Origin of the sequence: Microbacterium sp. Bi98, from assembly GCF_918698045.1 — a bacterium.
Taxonomy (GTDB): Bacteria; Actinomycetota; Actinomycetes; order Actinomycetales; family Microbacteriaceae; genus Microbacterium.
Genome location: NZ_CAKKLK010000004.1, coordinates 176656 through 192700 on the forward strand (window position 1 = coordinate 176656; position 16045 = coordinate 192700).

General features: G+C 67.7%; 17 protein-coding genes and 1 tRNA gene. 9 read left to right on the forward strand and 9 right to left on the reverse strand.

All coding sequences use genetic code 11. The annotated features are described in order from the left end of the window. Positions 1-2: 2 nt before the first annotated feature. Positions 3-1118: a pyruvate dehydrogenase (acetyl-transferring) E1 component subunit alpha gene (gene pdhA / locus LQZ85_RS09165; RefSeq protein ID WP_230100812.1), complete on the reverse strand. Its 1116-nt coding sequence runs from the start codon at positions 1116-1118 to the stop codon at positions 3-5. A 168-nt stretch (positions 1119-1286) separates the two neighbouring features. On the opposite strand from pdhA, the gene LQZ85_RS09170 reads away from it, so the two are divergent. Beyond that, the gene (locus LQZ85_RS09170) at positions 1287-1760 is read left to right on the forward strand and encodes an Lrp/AsnC family transcriptional regulator (RefSeq protein ID WP_053096043.1); all 474 of its coding nucleotides are present in this window, start codon (positions 1287-1289) and stop codon (positions 1758-1760) included. On the opposite strand, the gene LQZ85_RS09175 is transcribed toward LQZ85_RS09170, so the two are convergent. Beyond that, positions 1732-2631, reverse strand: a complete 900-nt coding sequence (locus tag LQZ85_RS09175; RefSeq protein WP_053096042.1) for an alpha/beta hydrolase — start codon at positions 2629-2631, stop codon at positions 1732-1734. The two genes, LQZ85_RS09170 and LQZ85_RS09175, sit on opposite strands and share 29 nt — an antisense overlap. An 80-nt stretch (positions 2632-2711) precedes the next feature. Between LQZ85_RS09175 and LQZ85_RS09180 the strand changes: the two genes are divergently transcribed. The 6 genes from LQZ85_RS09180 to LQZ85_RS09205 all read left to right on the forward strand — a co-directional run bounded on the left by LQZ85_RS09180 (position 2712) and on the right by LQZ85_RS09205 (position 7163). Next, positions 2712-3464, forward strand: a complete 753-nt coding sequence (locus LQZ85_RS09180) for an exonuclease domain-containing protein (RefSeq protein WP_230100813.1) — start codon at positions 2712-2714, stop codon at positions 3462-3464. Further along, positions 3445-4383, forward strand: coding sequence for an AraC family transcriptional regulator (locus tag LQZ85_RS09185; protein WP_230100814.1), 939 nt, complete (start codon positions 3445-3447; stop codon positions 4381-4383). The genes LQZ85_RS09180 and LQZ85_RS09185 overlap by 20 nt, the downstream gene beginning before the upstream one ends. A gap of 86 nt (positions 4384-4469) precedes the next feature. Then, positions 4470-4802, forward strand: a complete 333-nt coding sequence (locus LQZ85_RS09190) for a hypothetical protein (protein ID WP_056278704.1) — start codon at positions 4470-4472, stop codon at positions 4800-4802. Positions 4803-4879: 77 nt separating this feature from the next. Next, positions 4880-5710, forward strand: coding sequence for a glycosyltransferase family 2 protein (locus LQZ85_RS09195; protein WP_230100815.1), 831 nt, complete (start codon positions 4880-4882; stop codon positions 5708-5710). Then, positions 5707-6540: an endonuclease/exonuclease/phosphatase family protein gene (locus tag LQZ85_RS09200; protein WP_230100816.1), complete on the forward strand. Its 834-nt coding sequence runs from the start codon at positions 5707-5709 to the stop codon at positions 6538-6540. Before LQZ85_RS09195 ends, LQZ85_RS09200 begins: the two co-directional genes overlap by 4 nt. After that, positions 6537-7163 (forward strand): hypothetical protein, encoded by a 627-nt coding sequence (locus LQZ85_RS09205; RefSeq protein WP_230100817.1) that lies wholly within the window; start codon positions 6537-6539, stop codon positions 7161-7163. The genes LQZ85_RS09200 and LQZ85_RS09205 overlap by 4 nt, the downstream gene beginning before the upstream one ends. On the opposite strand, the gene LQZ85_RS09210 is transcribed toward LQZ85_RS09205, so the two are convergent. Together LQZ85_RS09210 and LQZ85_RS09215 are read right to left on the reverse strand one after the other, a co-directional pair. Further along, positions 7145-7218, reverse strand: a tRNA-Ile gene (locus LQZ85_RS09210). The two genes, LQZ85_RS09205 and LQZ85_RS09210, sit on opposite strands and share 19 nt — an antisense overlap. A gap of 29 nt (positions 7219-7247) precedes the next feature. Next, positions 7248-7784, reverse strand: coding sequence for a gamma carbonic anhydrase family protein (locus LQZ85_RS09215; protein ID WP_230100818.1), 537 nt, complete (start codon positions 7782-7784; stop codon positions 7248-7250). 140 nt (positions 7785-7924) lie between these two features. Between LQZ85_RS09215 and LQZ85_RS09220 the strand changes: the two genes are divergently transcribed. After that, a complete protein-coding gene (locus tag LQZ85_RS09220) occupies positions 7925-8410 on the forward strand; it encodes a DNA starvation/stationary phase protection protein (RefSeq protein ID WP_053096038.1) in 486 nt (161 codons plus the stop codon). Between the two features lie 57 nt (positions 8411-8467). Here LQZ85_RS09220 and LQZ85_RS09225 read toward each other — a convergent pair whose 3' ends face one another. The 5 genes from LQZ85_RS09225 to LQZ85_RS09245 are packed head-to-tail and all read right to left on the reverse strand — an operon-like array spanning position 8468 to position 13333. Then, positions 8468-9964: an amidohydrolase family protein gene (locus LQZ85_RS09225; protein WP_056278702.1), complete on the reverse strand. Its 1497-nt coding sequence runs from the start codon at positions 9962-9964 to the stop codon at positions 8468-8470. Next, positions 9961-10602 (reverse strand): FMN-binding negative transcriptional regulator, encoded by a 642-nt coding sequence (locus LQZ85_RS09230; protein ID WP_053096036.1) that lies wholly within the window; start codon positions 10600-10602, stop codon positions 9961-9963. Before LQZ85_RS09230 ends, LQZ85_RS09225 begins: the two co-directional genes overlap by 4 nt. Before the next feature lie 23 nt (positions 10603-10625). Continuing rightward, positions 10626-11624, reverse strand: coding sequence for a DNA-formamidopyrimidine glycosylase family protein (locus tag LQZ85_RS09235; protein WP_056278701.1), 999 nt, complete (start codon positions 11622-11624; stop codon positions 10626-10628). 1 nt (position 11625) lies between these two features. Beyond that, the gene (locus tag LQZ85_RS09240) at positions 11626-12111 is read right to left on the reverse strand and encodes a ribose-5-phosphate isomerase (RefSeq protein WP_053096034.1); all 486 of its coding nucleotides are present in this window, start codon (positions 12109-12111) and stop codon (positions 11626-11628) included. Positions 12112-12148: 37 nt separating this feature from the next. Next, positions 12149-13333: a ferrochelatase gene (locus LQZ85_RS09245; RefSeq protein WP_056278700.1), complete on the reverse strand. Its 1185-nt coding sequence runs from the start codon at positions 13331-13333 to the stop codon at positions 12149-12151. Between the two features lie 124 nt (positions 13334-13457). Between LQZ85_RS09245 and pepN the strand changes: the two genes are divergently transcribed. Then, positions 13458-16010 (forward strand): aminopeptidase N, encoded by a 2553-nt coding sequence (pepN, locus tag LQZ85_RS09250; protein ID WP_056278699.1) that lies wholly within the window; start codon positions 13458-13460, stop codon positions 16008-16010. The last annotated feature ends 35 nt before the right edge of the window (positions 16011-16045 follow it).

The following is a 16045-nucleotide window of genomic DNA, read 5'->3' on the forward strand; positions in this document are numbered from 1 at the left end:
GCTCACGCCTCGCCGTCGAACGACGCGAGGTACGCGGCGTACTCGTCGCGCTGCCGCTCGAGGCCGGAGTGCGGCTCTGCGTAGACGCCGTCGAACACCGCGAGCGGAGGACGCGTCACCATGCCCAGGCACTCGGCGCGCATGTCTCGAGCCGCGGCGTCCGCCGCTCTCTGCGTGTCCGCGAGCTGCTCGTCGTCGAGCTCGCCGATCGATCGCAGGTGTGCCTCCAGCCGGGCGATCGGGTCACGCTCACGCCACGCCTCGAGTTCGTCGTCGCTGCGGTAGCGGGTCGGGTCGTCGGCTGTCGTGTGCGGACCCATGCGATATGTGACGGCCTCGATGTAGGCGGGGCCCTGTCCGGACCGCGCGTGCGCGAGAGCCCAGCGCATCGCGGCCATGCAGGCCAGCACGTCGTTGCCGTCCACGCGCAGGCTCGGGATGCCGAAGCCGGGCGCGCGTCCGGCGATCGGATACTGCGATTGCACCGACACCGGCTCCGAGATGGCCCAGTGGTTGTTCTGGCAGACGAACACCACCGGAGCCTGATACGAGGACGCGAAGATCATCGCCTCGTTCACATCTCCCTGGCTCGTGGCACCGTCGCCGAAGTAGGTGACGGCGACCTCGTCCGCATCTTCGTGACGGATGCCGAGCGCATACCCGACCGCGTGGAGCGTCTGCGCTCCGATGATGATCTGCAACGGAGCGACGCGGAGTGCTGCGGGGTCGTGACCCGCGCCCTCTTCACCACGCCACATACGGACGAAGTCGCCCGGCTGCGCGCCCCGTGTATAGATGACACCCGTCTCGCGGTAGCTCGGGAAGACGTAGTCCTGCGGTGCGAGCGCCCTCGCGGTTCCGATCTGGGTCGCCTCCTGCCCCTGGCATGGCGCCCAGAGCCCCAGCTGGCCCTGGCGCTGGAGGGCCACCCCCTCCGCGTCGATGCGCCGGAGGATGACCATGTCGCGGTGGAGCGCGCGCAGTCCGGCACCGTCGACGTCGGCGACGAACCCGTCGAGACGAGTGTTCGGGACGCGCTCGCCGTCCGGCGCGAGGATGCGCTCCGCGAGTTCGAGATCCTGCGCCATGTCGGCGATCGGAGTGATCTGGGGTGACATCGTCGTCCTCCTCGTTCGTGGCCGTCGTCACGGGTTCTACGCGCGGCCCCGGCCTCAGCGCCGGTTCACTTGAGAGTACGTCCGCTCATCACCTCGCTCAAGCAATCGAGAGCGGCTTGAGCATGTTGCCAAATCTGGGGTACATCGTGCCTGCTATCGTTTGGCACTATGGCCGGACTTGACCGCATTGATCTGGAACTTCTCGCCGCACTCGCCGATGACCCTCGCGTGACGATCGTGGCGCTGGCAGAGAATCTCGGACTCTCCCGCAACACGATCCAGGCGCGCATGGCGCGACTCGAGCAGACAGGGATCTTCCAGTCGTACGAGCGGTCGTTCTCGACCGACGTGCTGGGGTTCCCCCTTCAGGCGTTCGTGAGCATCGGCGTGCGTCAGACCGAATTGCCGCGGATCATCAACGAACTGGCGCGCATTCCCGAGGTCGTGCAGGCGCACGGACTCAGCGGATCGATCGATCTGCTTGCACGCGTCGCGTGCAGGGACGCCCGCCACCTGTTCGACACCGATGCGCGCATCCTGTCGATCGACGGAGTCGAGCGGACTGAGACCTCCCTGGCCATGGGCGAGGTCATCCCCTTCCGGGTTGCCGGCCTCATCGGGCTCGCGAGACGGGAATCCTGAGGAATCGTCGTACGGCGCCTGCAGCCTCGGCAGGCGTCTCGTAATGGATCAGGTGTCCGACCTCGGCGATCTCCACGAGGGTCGCGTCATCGAATCTGGTGGCGAGCTCCCGCTCGACCTCGATCGGTGTGATGTCGTCGCGCTGAGCGGCGATGAGCAGAGTCGGCGTCGGGATCGAGCGGGCGAATTCGCTCACATCATGCGACACGCTCGTCACGAACGCGTCCCGCAGGACATCGCGGTCGGCGAAGCGCGAGAAGTAGGTGTCGTGCTGATCGTGGATGAAACGTCGCAGCTGCGGGTCCGACGTCTTCGCCATCGTGATGCTCATGACTCTGACGATCAGTCGATTCCGCAGCAGAGCAGTGCCCAGCCGCTCGGGCAGCCGCGCCCCGAGCGAGTAGTACAGCACGGCCAGCCGCGTCATGATGCCCTTGGGGCCCTCGAGGGCGGGTGCGCCGATCGGATTGATGAGGATCAGCCGCGGAGTCTCGAGCCCTGCCGCCACGGCCGCGGAGGCGACGATCGATCCGAAGGAGTGCCCGAGGATCACCGCCCCGGGGGCCACCGCAGCGGCGAACTCGGTCAGCCACGCGACATACTCATCGAGATCGTACGAGCGCCCGGCGACGGGCGCCGTCTCTCCGAAGCCGGGAAGGTCGGGAGAGATCACCCGGACCTCGGGAAGGAACGCGAGAACCGGCTCGAGACCGTGGTGCTCGCCTCGGAATCCATGCACGGCGACGACTGTCACATCTGCGTCGGAGGGACCGTACTCCCAGTACACGGTCGTCCCGCCTCTGACCTCGACCTCATGACGCACGACCGGCAGTCGGCTCAGACGGTCGGCATACGGAGAGGGCGCGGGCATGGATCAAGTCTAGGGTCGTCGCATGCGGGATCCCCGTGTGCCTCCGCCCCGATGTCGGAGCCCGGTTCTACGGTGAGATCATGCCCCCGGCACCCTCGCTCCCGCACTGGATCACTCGCGTAGGCGTGTTCGACCTCGAGACGACCGGTGTGGACGTGGAGCACGACCGCATCGTCAGCGCACACGTCGGGCTCCTCGACGCCGGCGGCCGCGAGATCGCCGCACGGGACTGGCTCGCGAATCCCGGCGTGCCGATTCCGGACGGCGCCACCGCCGTGCACGGGATCACGACCGAGCACGCGCGCCGCCACGGACGGCAGGGCGCCGAGGTGGTCCGAGAGGTCACGGCGGCCCTGCGATCCCTGCTTTCTCAGGGTGTGCCGATCGTGGCCTACAACGCCGCATACGATTTCTCCCTCCTGGCACACGAGGCGCACCGCCACGGCATCCCGCCGCTGGAGGACCCTTCACCGATCATCGACCCGCTCGTGATCGACAAGGCCTATGACCGCTATCGTCCAGGCAAGCGCACGCTCGAGGTGGTCGCAGCCCTGTATGCGGTGCGCCTCGAGGACGCCCACGAAGCGGCGGCGGATGCCGTGGCCGCAGGCCGGGTCGCGCAGGCTCTGGCCCGCCAGTTCGTGCTTCCGGATACGCTGGAAGAGCTGCACACACGCCAGATCGGGTGGGCCCGCTCTCAGGCGGCGAGCCTCACGGAGTACTTCATCCGGATGGGCCGCATCGAACCTGATGAGCGCCTCGACGGAACCTGGCCGGTCCGTGCACGTCGAACCGTTCAGGAGGTGCCCCGCGATGCGATTCCGTACCAGTGACGTCTCGCGTGTCGAGAGCACCTGGAAGCAGTTCGTCCCGTCCGCCGTACTGCACGACGTCGACCCGCAACGCTTCCGCTTCGACTGGCACTCTGCCGATCTCGGTGCCGTGAGTCTCGTGCGCTACGACCTCGCCGCCGAGGTGCGCTCGACAGCCGAACCACAGGACCAGGTGCTGGTCTGCCGTGTCGATGGGCCCGATGCCCGGGTGTACTCCGATCGAGGAGATCTCGATGCGAGTCTCCCCTGGATCTCCGATGGTCCGAGAGTGCGCGCCCGCTGGGATGCGGGAGCGAGGGTCACGGCACTCGTCTTCGAGCGGGACACCCTGACCCGCCTCGCGAAGAGGATCAGTGGCGACGACCGCGTATCCGTCCGCGTGGGCGATCTCGCTCCGCGCTCCGCGCACGCTGGGGCCGCCTGGGATCGCATGTTCGCGTATCTCGAGATGAGCGCCGCGGATCTCGTCGACGATACGGACGATGACGATCTCGTGCGCAGCGAACTGGCTCGCCATGCCGCGGCGACGACGCTCGCGGCCTTCGCGACGACGAGTCGCCTGCAACGGCATCGGCCGGCGCAGAGCATGCCGGCGCCGGCGACGGTGCGTCGCGCCCTCGCCTTCATCGCCGAGAATTCGCACCGGCCGATCACGGTCGACGACGTCGCCGCTGCCGTCCACATCTCGACGCGAGGCCTTCAATACGCCTTTCGGCGCGCACTCGACACGACGCCGGCGGAGTCGCTGAGGCAGGCGCGCCTCGATGGAGCGCACCGCGATCTGCGTTCGGGCTCACCGACGACGGTCGCCGCGGTGGCCCGACGGTGGGGTTTCTCGCATCCGTCTCGCTTCGCCGCGGCGTATCGCGAGAGCTTCGGCGTGCTTCCTTCTGTGACGGCGGCGAAGCACCGTCGATGACACTATGCGAACAGATTGTTCGCACGTGTCGCGCGCCGCGACCAGCACGCCGAGAGCGGCGCCGACTGAGACATATATTCCGAGATATGGGTTCTCTCTATTACGGCGGCTCGGAGCCGATCCATATCGAAGATCGGGCGCTCGCGCACCTCAAGGTCGTCGTCGCGACGAAGTTGCGTCGCAACGAGAGCTTCACACTCACGTGGAAGCATCCCGACGGGGACACCGAAGGCCGTTCGACGGTCTGGCTGCATCCGTCGATCCCGCTGCGGTTCGTCTTCGACGAGAGCGAGACGCCCGAGCTCAGCCGCCGATGGATCGAGGATCTCGCTCATTCGGCCAACTCGAGCGGGGGCATCACGCTCGTCGACGAGGTCATCGACCCCTCGCCCGACCTCGACGCCGCGGGCACTCGCTGACGTCCACAGGCATCGGCACGCACCCGCCGGTGTCAAGTCCCTCGCGCCCGACGTCGGGTGATGCCACGATCGAACCGATGACGGCACACACCGAGGGGCACACGATGGAGGCGGTCGATGGCCTTCCGTCGACGGCGAATCAGGGCACACGGCTCACCACGTCAGTGGTCATCCCGGTCAAGGACGATGCCGAGCTGCTGGCGCGCTGCCTGAGCGCTCTGCACGCCCAGGACCAGCCGGCCGACGAGATCATCGTCGTCGACAACGGCTCATCCGACTCGTCGGCCTCCGTCGCCCTCGCCTGGGGTGCGCGCGTGCTGACGTGTCTCGATCCCGGCATTCCCGCTGCAGCGTCGACCGGGTATGACGCGGCTCTCGGCGAACTGATCCTGCGCCTCGACGCGGACTGCGAACCGGATGCTCAGTGGATCACGGCCATCGTCTCGGCCTTCGACGACGACGAGCACCTCGGGGCGATCACTGGGCCCGCGCGCTTCACGGACGGGCCGGCAGCCCTGCGCACGCCACTCTCGCGGCTCTATCTCGGCGCCTATATGACCCTCTTGAGCGTCACTCTCGGACATCTGCCCCTCTTCGGATCCAATCTCGCGTTCCGCAGGGAGGCCTGGCAGGCCGTGCGGTCCGACGTGCACCGAGGAGACCCCGACATCCACGACGACCTCGACCTCGCCTTCCACCTCGGCGAGAACCACCGCATCGCCCGGCTCCCGCACACCACGATGGGGATGTCGATGAGGCCGCTCACCGCAGGACAGTTCGGTCGACGCGTGCACCGAGGCGTCCGTAGCGTGCTCGTGCACTGGCCCCGCGACTTCCCACCCCTGCGTTGGGGACGGCTCATCGTCCGCCGCCGCCTGTTCAGCACCGCGGGACGGAGCGCCCGGTGACGGTCGTGCCGCTGATCGGTCCCGTTGCTGCACCGGACCTGCACGTGATGTCGTTCAACATCCGTCGCGCGATGGAAGGCGCCCTGCGTCGGAAGCGTGACCGCTGGAGCCATCGCGAGCCTGCGGTCGCCGAGATGGTCCGCTCGGAGCGGCCGACCGTCCTCGGACTGCAGGAAGTGCTCCCCCGATCGCTGAAGGCCGTCACCGACGCCCTCGGGCGGGACCATCGGTTCGTCGGCAGAGGGAGGAACCGCGATGGCACGGGTGAGGGAACACCCATCCTCTACGACGCATCGCGGCTGGAACTGCGCGGGTGGGACCAACACGCTCTCTCGACACGGATCGACGAGCCGGGCAGCCTGTCATGGGGAGCGCTCTTTCCTCGCATCGTCGTCTCCGCGGAGTTCAGGGACAGGTCGACAGGGGTCGCGTTCCTGGTCGTCAACACCCATCTCGATCATCTCTCGCGTCGGTCTCGGCGACGTTCTGCCGAGGTCATCGCCGCACTGGTTCGCGCGCGCTCCCTTCCGACGGTCGTGATGGGAGACCTGAATGCGGGCCCCGGCTCCCAGGCCCTGCGCACACTCGTCTCGCGCACCGATCTGAGCGACTCCTGGGGCGCGGCAGATGATCGGCTGACGCCCCTGTGGAGCACCCTCAGCGGATATCGGCGTCCGAAGGTCGGCGGTCGACGCATCGATTGGCTGCTCGTCAGTCCGGATGTCCGAGTCCGTGCCGCTGCAGTGAACGCACACGTCTTCGACGGGATCGCGCCCTCGGATCATCGCCCGGTGCAGGCGCTCCTGCGCCTGACGGGGAGGACACCGTGAAAGAGGACTTCCTGCGACCGCCGCGCACCGTCACGGAGTGGTCGGCCGACGTCGTGCGGGCGGTGGGCATCATCGGGGTCGCCGTCGCGCTGATATGGCTCGCCCCGACCGACGCCGGCATCGCGGCGCTTGCGCTTCCCGCTCTGATGCTGCCGCGAGTTCTGGGCATGCGCGGGTGGTTCGACCTCACTGTATGCGCCACCGTGCTCGTGGCGGCGTGGAGCAATGTGCTCGACCTGTACCGGTCGATCCCCGGATGGGACCTGCTCCTGCACCTGATCTGCACGGGGGTTCTCACGGTCGTCGCCGCACTGATCCTCACCCGGGCAGATGTCGTGCCCCTGACTCGCGACTCGGGCGCCAGCCGACGCACCTCGCTGATCCTCGCGCCCGTCCTGGCGCTGGCGCTGAGCGCGGTGTGGGAGATGATCGAGTGGCTCGGCTGGGCCTACCTCAGTGACGAGATCTTCGTCACCTACCAGGACACGATCGGCGACATGGTCTTCGGCGCCTTGGGCGGGATCGCCGCCGGAACAGTCCTCGCGACGTCGTCCCTCGATCGACAGCGGTCGACCGATGACGTCGCTGCGAAGCGGAGCAGGAGTAGGGCGGGCGGGACTTGAACCCGCGATCGTTGGGTTATGAGCCCACTGCCTTAACCAGCTTGGCCACCGCCCCGTGAGGACCAGCCTATCGGTCGATTCCGATCAGATCGGTGTCGCCGCGGCGTGGGTCCGGACGTGCGCGAGGTAGACGTCGGCGTTCGCGATCAGGTCAGCACGCTCCTGGTCGCTGAGCGCTCGGCGCACCTTCGCGGGCACCCCGGCCACCAGTGATCCGTCTGGCACCTCTGTGCCTCCGAGCACGACGGCTCCACCGGCGATGAGACAGCCGGCGCCGATGACGGCCCCGCTGAGCACGACGGCTCCCATGCCGATGAGCGAACCGTCTCCGATCGTGCACCCATGGACGACCGCGTTGTGACCGATCGACACCTTCGCGCCGATGACGACCGGATGCGCCGCGTCGACATGGACCGAGACGTTGTCCTGGACGTTGCTGTCGCGTCCGACCGCGATGGAGGCAGAGTCGCCTCGAAGGACCGCGTTGTACCAGACACTCGCACCCTCGGCCAGCGACACGTCTCCCACGATGCGTGCGCCCTCGGCGATGAAAGCGTCGGCGGCGATCCGCGGGGACTTCCCCGGCAGGGCGAGGACGGAGGCTCCGGCAGCGATGCTCATAAGGTGAGACTATCCTCCCAAGCCCGGATTTCCGCGTGATTCCGGGCCACTAAGCCGAGCCTTCGCTTGCTTGCGGAATGATTTCAGACGAGTAGCGTTGTCCTCATCAGGCACGAAGAGACAACTCCGGAGGAGTCACAATGAGCAAGGTACAGACCGTTTCCACCACCGCCAGCGACCCGACCGTGGCCGCTGCAGCGTCTCAGTTCCTCTCCCCCGTCGTGCTCGGTCTCCAGGCGCTGACGATCGACGGCAAGCAGGCGCACTGGCATGTCCGCGGCGCCAACTTCGTCGGAGTTCATGAGCTTCTCGACACCATCGTCGCGCACGCCGGCGACTTCGCCGACACGGCCGCCGAGCGGATCGTCGCCCTCGGTCTCCCGATCGACGCGCGCATCAGCGCCGTCGCCGCCAAGGGCGGTGCGACGTCGGTTCCGGCTGGCTTCACCCAGTCCGATGAGCTCGTGCGCGCCGTCATCTCCGACATCGACGCGATCCTCGTCGACGTGAAGGCAGCGATCGACGGGCTCGACGAGGTCGACCTCACGAGCCAGGACGTCGCGATCGAGATCATGCGCGGGCTCGAGAAGGACCGCTGGTTCCTCGTGTCGCACATCGCAGCCTGAGCACCCACGCGACGAAGAAGGGCACCGGGCTTCCGGTGCCCTTCTTCGTTCTCGCGCTCATCCGCCGTAGGTCAGCCGCCCGGCGACCATCGTCGCCATGACCGGCATCCCTCGCAGATCCGCACCTGATGCGGAGAGCGGGTCGTAGCCGCACAGGGCGATGTCTGCGGCCTCCCCCGGACGCAGAGCCGTGCGGACGCTCGCCTGGATCGCCTGTTCCCTCGTCAGTCGCTCTTCGGGGTGCCAGGGGTCGCGATCATCGTCCGTGCGGGTGACCGCCGCGGCGATCGCCTGCCAGGGATCGAGGGGAGCCACGGGAGCGTCGGATCCGAAGCGGATCTCCACACCGGCGTCTCGGAGGGCACTGAGCGGATAGCCGATCGACGTCTGCCCGGCCCAGTGCCGGCCGACCAGATCCCTGTCATCGAGCGCGTGCTGCGGTTGCACACTCGCGATGACGCCGAGCCTGCCGAACCGCGCGAGGTCGGAGTGCCGCACCAGCTGAGCGTGCTCGATGGTTCCGACGGCACCCGACACCGTGAAGGCGTCCAGCGCCCCGGTGACGGCGCGATCACCGATCGCATGCACCGCGACCGAGAGCCCTGCGCCGGTGGCGGTCGTGAGCAGCTCGGCGAGCTCGGCGGTCGGTACATTGAGCACCCCGAAGTTCTCGGGATCGCCAGGATACGAATGCGAGCAGGCCGCGGTGCGCGTGCCCAGCGAGCCGTCGCTGATGATCTTCAGCGGCCCGATCCGGATCAGGCCGCGCCCGGCTTCCGGTGCGTCCGCCGCCTCGTGCAGCTCGCCCGACCGGAGCCCGGCGCGGATCGCACGTCCGAGGTCGAAAGGGTAGATGGCGAACTCGACACGATGGGCAGCGAACCCGGCACGGATACGCCGCGGCCAGGCATCGGCGTTCCAGGCCATGTCGAAGTCCACCAGGCCGGTGATGCCTCGAGAGGCGGCCCTCTCCCCCGCGTCGCGGACCGCTCTGTCGCCGCGTTCCGGGTCGACGGCGTTCAGGCGACGGGAGATCTCGAAGGCTTGCTCCTCTCTGAGCATCCCGTCCGGACTGTCGAAGCCCTCGAGCCGCAACGCCGCCGAGTTGAGCCACGTGCTGTGCACATCCGCGTTGATGAGATAGGTGGGCACTTCTCCCGTGGCGCTGTCGAGAAGTGCGAGCGAGGGCTGATCGGGCCACATCGCATCACGGAACCCGCTGCCGACCTTCCGCCCGTCCGGGAGGGGCGCCGCGGAGGACATGATCGCAGCCGCCTCCGACGCGGAGCCCGCGCCACCGAGAGCGACGCGTTCGGCGGCCAGAGCCCACTGCACCGTGTGCACGTGGTTGTCCCAGAGGCCCGGCACGGCCCACGCTCCGTTGCCGTCGAGGATGCGCCCCTGTGGCGGCAGCGCTCCGGCGGGGGCGATGTCGCTGATCCGGCCGTCTTCGATGAAGATGTCGACGGGCTCGTCGTCGATCAGGAACTCCTTGCCCGGTCCTGAGACCCGGACGCCCGACAGGGTGGCCACGCTGTCTGCGGCTCCGGTCACGAGCGGGCTCCGACGCGCGCCTGCTGGGCGCGACGCATCTCGGCGGCGAGGGCGGGCTGTGCGTACGGCCCATCGGCCTCGAGTTCGGCGATGATGGTCTCCACTGTCTCGGCCGGCTTGTTCTGACTCAGTTTGCGTTTGGCGACGACGCGTGTCGGGGTGAGCCTGAATCCCACCGTCCCTGCGGCCAGCCGTGTGATGAACGCGGGGTCGTTCGGCCGTTCCCACATCTGCCGTGGCTCCGGCATCCGCCCCTCGAAACGGTCGACGAGTCGATCGAGAACGGCGAGATTCTCTTCGTCGCTGAGTATCTCGGGAACTCCGGCAAGATGAACGGCCGTGTAGTTCCACGTCGGGACGGACGGGACATCGCCATACCAGCCCGGTGAGATGTAGCCGTGCGGCCCCTGGAACACGATGAGCAGTTCCCTCTCGCCCAGGCCGTGGATCAGGTCGTCGGGCCGGCCGACGTGACCGACGACCGTGAGATCATCGCGATCCTGGTCGAGCAGCACGACGTAGTGAGAGGAGACGAGGCCCTCCGGTCCGTCGCTCACTATGGTCGCCCACGGATCGGCATCGATGACCCGACGGATCTCGGCCACATCAGCGAGCGTGAAACTGGGGTTCTGACGCATCCTCTCAGCCTACGGCTGACCGGTCAGGCCTGGCAGCGCGGGCACCAGTACAGCTTGCGGGCGCCGATCTCCTCGAGGGCGATCTCGGTGCCGCAGATACGACACGGCAGACCGGCACGATGGTAGACCCAGTGGCGATCGTCGCGGCTCGCCATCGCCGCCCGATAGGCGTCGGGCGACAGATCATCCATGGTCATCATCTGGCCGGTCTCCACACCGACGGCCAGCAGCCGCACCCAGTCGCGCCACAGTGCTCGCACGACCTCCTCGGGCACCTCGCGGCCGGGCGTGTGGGGGTTCAGCCGCTGTCGAAACAGCATCTCCGCCCGATACACGTTTCCGATGCCGCTGACCACGGCCTGATCCATCAGCAGAAGTGCGATCACCGTCTGCTTCTTACGGACCGCCTGCACGAAGCGCTCCTCGTTCTGCGCGGGATCCCCCACGAGGGGATCCGGGCCGAGCTTGGCGACGCTTGCGAGCATCTCCTCCGGACTCTGGAGCACGCAGGCCGTGGGGCCGCGCAGATCGGCAGCCGTGATGTCGGTCATCAGACGCAGTCGAACCTGACCGACGACCGGCGGCGGCCATTCGAGTCCCTCGTCGGCGAGCCCCTTCGTCTGCTCCGACATGCGCACGTGCACCCGAGTCCGGCGAGGTGCGCCGATCGAGGCGAGCGAGTTCTCTCCGGCATCGTCGAGGATCTCCTCGTCGACCACAGTTCCGCGCTGGTTCGTCTGGCCCATGCGGCCGTTCGCAGAGGCGATCGTCGGGTCGACCAGGATGTCGCCGGCGAAGTCCCAAGCGCCGTACAGGCCGAGGTGCACCCGAAGCCACACATCGCCTTCGGCCTCGAGGAACATCTGCTTCCCCACCGCCTGCACGCTGATCGCCTCACGACCGTTCAGGACGGCCGCCCCCTCGGCGAATCGTCCCTGGGGGCTCGAGGCGAGCATCTGCTTGCCGACGAAGTTACGGTCGAACTGGCGCGCGATGCGGTGGACCGAATGTCCCTCGGGCATCTCAGGCTCTCGGATCCGGGAGCAGCGAGCCGTTGCGCTCGAAGTCCGCGATCTGACCGATTCGGCGGATGTGGCGCTCGTCCTCCGAGAACGGCGTCGCGATGAAGGTGTCGATGAACGAGGTGACCTCGTCGAAGGAATGCTGCCGCGCCCCGATCGAGATCACGTTCGCGTCATTGTGCTGGCGGGCCAGCTCGGCGGTCGACGTGTTCCACACCAGCGCGGCACGGACGCCCTCGACCTTGTTCGCGGCGATCTGCTCGCCGTTGCCGGAGCCGCCGAACACCACACCGAGCGTCTCGACACCGGCCGCCTGATCCGCGACGACGGCCTGCGCCGCACGGATGCAGAATGCGGGGTAATCGTCGAGCGCGTCGTACTCGATCGGCCCGTGGTCCACGACCTCGTGTCCCGCGCCGCGGAGGTGATCCTGTAGCTGCGTGGAGAAGTCGAGACCGGCGTGATCGGTGGCGATATGGATGCGCATGGCATCCATCCTAGAAGCGCCGCGGGTCAGCGGGTGCTCACGGGGCCACGCCGGCGGCGGCCGGCTTGAATCCGGCGCGGACGTTCTCGCAGCAGCCCGGACGGCACACGTCGAACGCACCCGGCAGCGACGTCACATGAGGGCGCTCCTCGTTGGGGCGGCCTTCCAGCCGCTCGACGATCAGGTCGACGATGCCGGTGACGAATGACGGCGCCACCCCGGGCGTGGGAGTGCGTGTGAAAGCCAGACCGGCCTCTTCCGCCGCTTCGGCCGCCTCGGTGTCGAGGTCCCAGAGGACCTCCATGTGGTCGCTCATGAAACCGACCGGCACGACCGCCACGGCTTTCCGACCGCGCTCGGGGAGTTCGCCGATGACGTCGCACACATCCGGCTCCAGCCACGGCTGCGAGGCGGGACCCGAACGGGACTGGTAGACGAGCTCCCACGACACGTCCGCCGCCTCGGGGATGCTCTCGCGGACTCGATCCATGACCCACGCGGCTACCGCGAGGTGCTGCGCCGCGTAGGCGCCGCCCTCGCCCCAGTCGATGTCCCGCGCACCGGAGCGCTCCGCGTCGGCCGTCGGGATGCTGTGGGTCGAGAACAGGATCTGGATGTCCACGGGGGCGATGCCCTGTCCGAGGAACGCCTCCACGGCCTCGCGGACGCCCGTCTCGAACGACTCGACGAATCCGGGGTGGTCGTAGAAGGGACGGATCTTGTCGATCGTCACCCTGTCGCCGAGCTTCGTCTCCTCGAGCACCCGTGCGAAGTCCTCGCGATACTGCCGGCAGCTCGAGAACGAGCTGTAGGCACTGGTGGCGAACGCGAGCAGGGTCGTCTTCCCGTCGGCGGCCGCCTCGGTCACGACCTCCTCGAGGTACGGACTCCAGTTGCGGTTGCCCCAGTACACCGGAAGATCGATGCCGCGGCGTGCGAGCTCGCCCTCCAGAGCCTCCTTGAGGATGCGGTTCTGACCGTTGATCGGGCTCACGCCACCGAAGTGACGGTAGTGATGCGCCACCTCTTCCAGTCGTTCATCGGGGATACCGCGACCGCGCGTGACGTTGCGGAGGAACGGGATGACGTCGTCCTGTCCCTCGGGCCCTCCGAATCCGGCGAGCAGGATGCCGTCGTACGCCGTCGGCGTCGATACGTAGGGCGCACCTTCGGCAGCGGCAGCAGAGGCAAAGAGGACGTGGTTCGGCTCGATCGCGGTCACCCCTCCATCCTTTCACCTTCCAGACGTGAGACAGGCCGCCGTGCTGGCGTAGGCTGTCATGGTTGCCGTGGGCGCCAACTGCGCTGGGTTGCGGCAGCATCCCCTCACCCCTGGGAGTACAGCTGTGCCTGGAGAGAACCTCACCCGCATCGAAGCGCAGGAGCGCCGCGACGTCATCGACACTCAGTCGTACGAAGTCTCGCTCGACCTGACGAAGGGTGCGGAGGTCTTCGGCTCCCGCAGCGTCGTCCGGTTCACCGCGACGCCGGAGAGCACCACCTTCATCGATCTGATCGCCCGCGACGTGCGCGAGATCTCGCTGAACGGCGAGCAGCTGGACCCCGACGAGGTCTTCGCCGACTCGCGCATCGCACTCGCCGGTCTGCAGGCCGAGAACGTTCTCGTGGTCGACGCGGACTGCCTCTACACGAACACCGGAGAGGGACTCCACCGGTTCGTCGATCCCGTGGACGGCGAGGTCTACCTCTACTCGCAGTTCGAGGTCCCCGACTCCCGACGCGTGTTCGCGGTGTTCGAGCAGCCCGACCTCAAGGCGACGTTCCAGTTCACGGTCACCGCACCGGCGTCGTGGAAGGTCGTCTCCAACTCCCCCACGCCCGAGCCCATCGTGCACGACGACCACTCGGTCGCCACCTGGGGCTTCGAGCCCACCCCGCGCATCTCCTCGTACATCACCGCGCTCGTCGCCGGGCCCTACGAAGCGACGTTCTCCGAGCTCACCAGCGCCTCGGGCCGGGTGATCCCGCTCGGCGTCTACGGACGCAAGAGCCTCTGGCAGCACCTCGACGCCGACTACATCTTCGACAAGACCCGCGAGGGATTCGCATACTTCGAGTCGAAGTTCGGCGTCCCCTACCCGTTCGCGAAGTACGACCAGCTCTTCGTCCCGGAGTTCAACGCCGGCGCCATGGAGAACGCGGGCGCGGTGACCTTCACCGAGACCTACGTCTTCCGCAGCAAGGTGACCGACGCCGTCAAGGAGCGTCGCGTCGTCACGATCCTGCATGAGCTCGCACACATGTGGTTCGGCGACCTCGTCACGATGAAGTGGTGGAACGACCTCTGGCTGAACGAATCGTTCGCCGAGTGGGCGTCGACGATCGCGACCGCCGAGGCCACCGAGTGGACCGAGGCATGGACCACGTTCAACGCGATGGAGAAGACCTGGGCCTACCGTCAGGATCAGCTTCCGTCCACCCACCCGATCGTGGCCGAGATCAACGATCTCGAAGACGTGCAGGTGAACTTCGACGGCATCACCTACGCGAAGGGCGGCTCGGTTCTCAAGCAGCTCGCCGCCTGGGTCGGCATCGAGGAGTTCTTCGCGGGTGTCTCGCAGTACTTCCAGAAGCACTCGTGGGGCAACACCGAGCTGAGCGATCTGCTCACTGAGCTCGAGGCCACCAGCGGTCGCGATCTGAGCACCTGGTCGAAGAAGTGGCTCGAGACCGCGGGCGTGAACACGCTCGAACCGGTGATCGCCGACGACGTCGACGGCACCATCACGCGGTTCGCCGTGACACAGACTGCTCCCGCGGACTACCCCACCATCCGCCCTCACCGCCTCGGCATCGGCTTCTACAACCTCCAGGACGGCGCACTCGTGCGGTCGCACTATGCCGAGGTCGACGTCGACGGAGACCGCACCGAAGTCCCCGAGCTGCACGGCCTCAAGCGCCCCGACCTGGTGCTGCTCAACGATGACGATCTCGCCTACGCGAAGATCCGCCTCGATGACCGTTCCCTCGCCACGGCGATCGAGCACCTCGCAGACATCAGTGATCCCCTCGCACGCTCGCTCGTGTGGGGAGCGGCGTGGGATCAGACCCGCGACGCCGAGACCGCCGCATCCGATTACATCGATCTGGTGCTGGGGAACATCGGCCGCGAGACGGAGTCGACCACGGTCCGTACGACCCTTGCGCAACTGCGCACGGCTGCGACGCTCTACGTCACGCCGGAGGACCGCCTGGCGGCCCGCCAGAAGGTCGCCGACGGTCTCTGGGCACTCGCAGAATCCGCCGAATCGGGCAGCGACAGCCAGCTCCAGTTCGTGACGGCGTTCGCGAACGCGCTCGTCACTCCCGAGCACGCCGGCATCGTGGGTCGACTGCGCTCCGGCGAGGAGACGCTTCCCGGTCTCGAGATCGACGCGGACCTCAGCTGGCAGCTCCTCGTGGGCCTCGCCACGATCGGCGCGACGGACGCAGCATCCATCGATGCCGCGCTGTCCTCGGACAACACCTCGAAGGGCGGCGAGTTCGCCGCGCAGGCCCGTGCCGCGCTGCCGGACTCCGCCTCGAAGAAGGCCGCGTGGGCCTCGCTGATCGATCGTGACGACGCTCCGAACACGATCGTGCGTTCGGCCGCACTCGGCTTCGTCCACCCGGCGGGCGCCGAATCGCTCCGCGAGTTCGTTCCCGCGTACTTCGACATGCTCGTGCCGATCTGGGAGTCCCGCAGCTACCAGATCGCGCAGTACCTCATCGTCGGCCTGTTCCCCACCGCCATCGCGGATGTCGAACTGCGCGACGCGACTCGGGCCTGGCTGTCCGCGAATCAGGACGCCGCACCGGCACTCCGTCGTCTCGTGCTCGAGAACCTCGCAGACGTCGAGCGGTCGCTCGCCGCGCAGTCTCGCGACGCAGAGGACTGACCCGTCTCTCCCGATCAGGCCTCTGTGCGGTGCAT

Bases quoted from the DNA above. Each gene is read 5' to 3' on its own strand.
- LQZ85_RS09195 (WP_230100815.1), top strand. From the start codon at position 4,880: ATGACGGCACACACCGAGGGGCACACGATGGAGGCGGTCGATGGCCTT.
- LQZ85_RS09170 (WP_053096043.1), top strand. From the start codon at position 1,287: ATGGCCGGACTTGACCGCATTGATCTGGAACTTCTCGCCGCACTCGCC.
- LQZ85_RS09215 (WP_230100818.1), bottom strand. From the start codon at position 7,784: ATGAGCATCGCTGCCGGAGCCTCCGTCCTCGCCCTGCCGGGGAAGTCC.
- LQZ85_RS09185 (WP_230100814.1), top strand. From the start codon at position 3,445: ATGCGATTCCGTACCAGTGACGTCTCGCGTGTCGAGAGCACCTGGAAG.
- pdhA (WP_230100812.1), bottom strand. From the start codon at position 1,118: ATGTCACCCCAGATCACTCCGATCGCCGACATGGCGCAGGATCTCGAA.
- LQZ85_RS09175 (WP_053096042.1), bottom strand. From the start codon at position 2,631: ATGCCCGCGCCCTCTCCGTATGCCGACCGTCTGAGCCGACTGCCGGTC.
- LQZ85_RS09230 (WP_053096036.1), bottom strand. From the start codon at position 10,602: ATGCGTCAGAACCCCAGTTTCACGCTCGCTGATGTGGCCGAGATCCGT.
- LQZ85_RS09220 (WP_053096038.1), top strand. From the start codon at position 7,925: ATGAGCAAGGTACAGACCGTTTCCACCACCGCCAGCGACCCGACCGTG.
- LQZ85_RS09235 (WP_056278701.1), bottom strand. From the start codon at position 11,624: ATGCCCGAGGGACATTCGGTCCACCGCATCGCGCGCCAGTTCGACCGT.
- LQZ85_RS09240 (WP_053096034.1), bottom strand. From the start codon at position 12,111: ATGCGCATCCATATCGCCACCGATCACGCCGGTCTCGACTTCTCCACG.
- LQZ85_RS09190 (WP_056278704.1), top strand. From the start codon at position 4,470: ATGGGTTCTCTCTATTACGGCGGCTCGGAGCCGATCCATATCGAAGAT.
- LQZ85_RS09180 (WP_230100813.1), top strand. From the start codon at position 2,712: ATGCCCCCGGCACCCTCGCTCCCGCACTGGATCACTCGCGTAGGCGTG.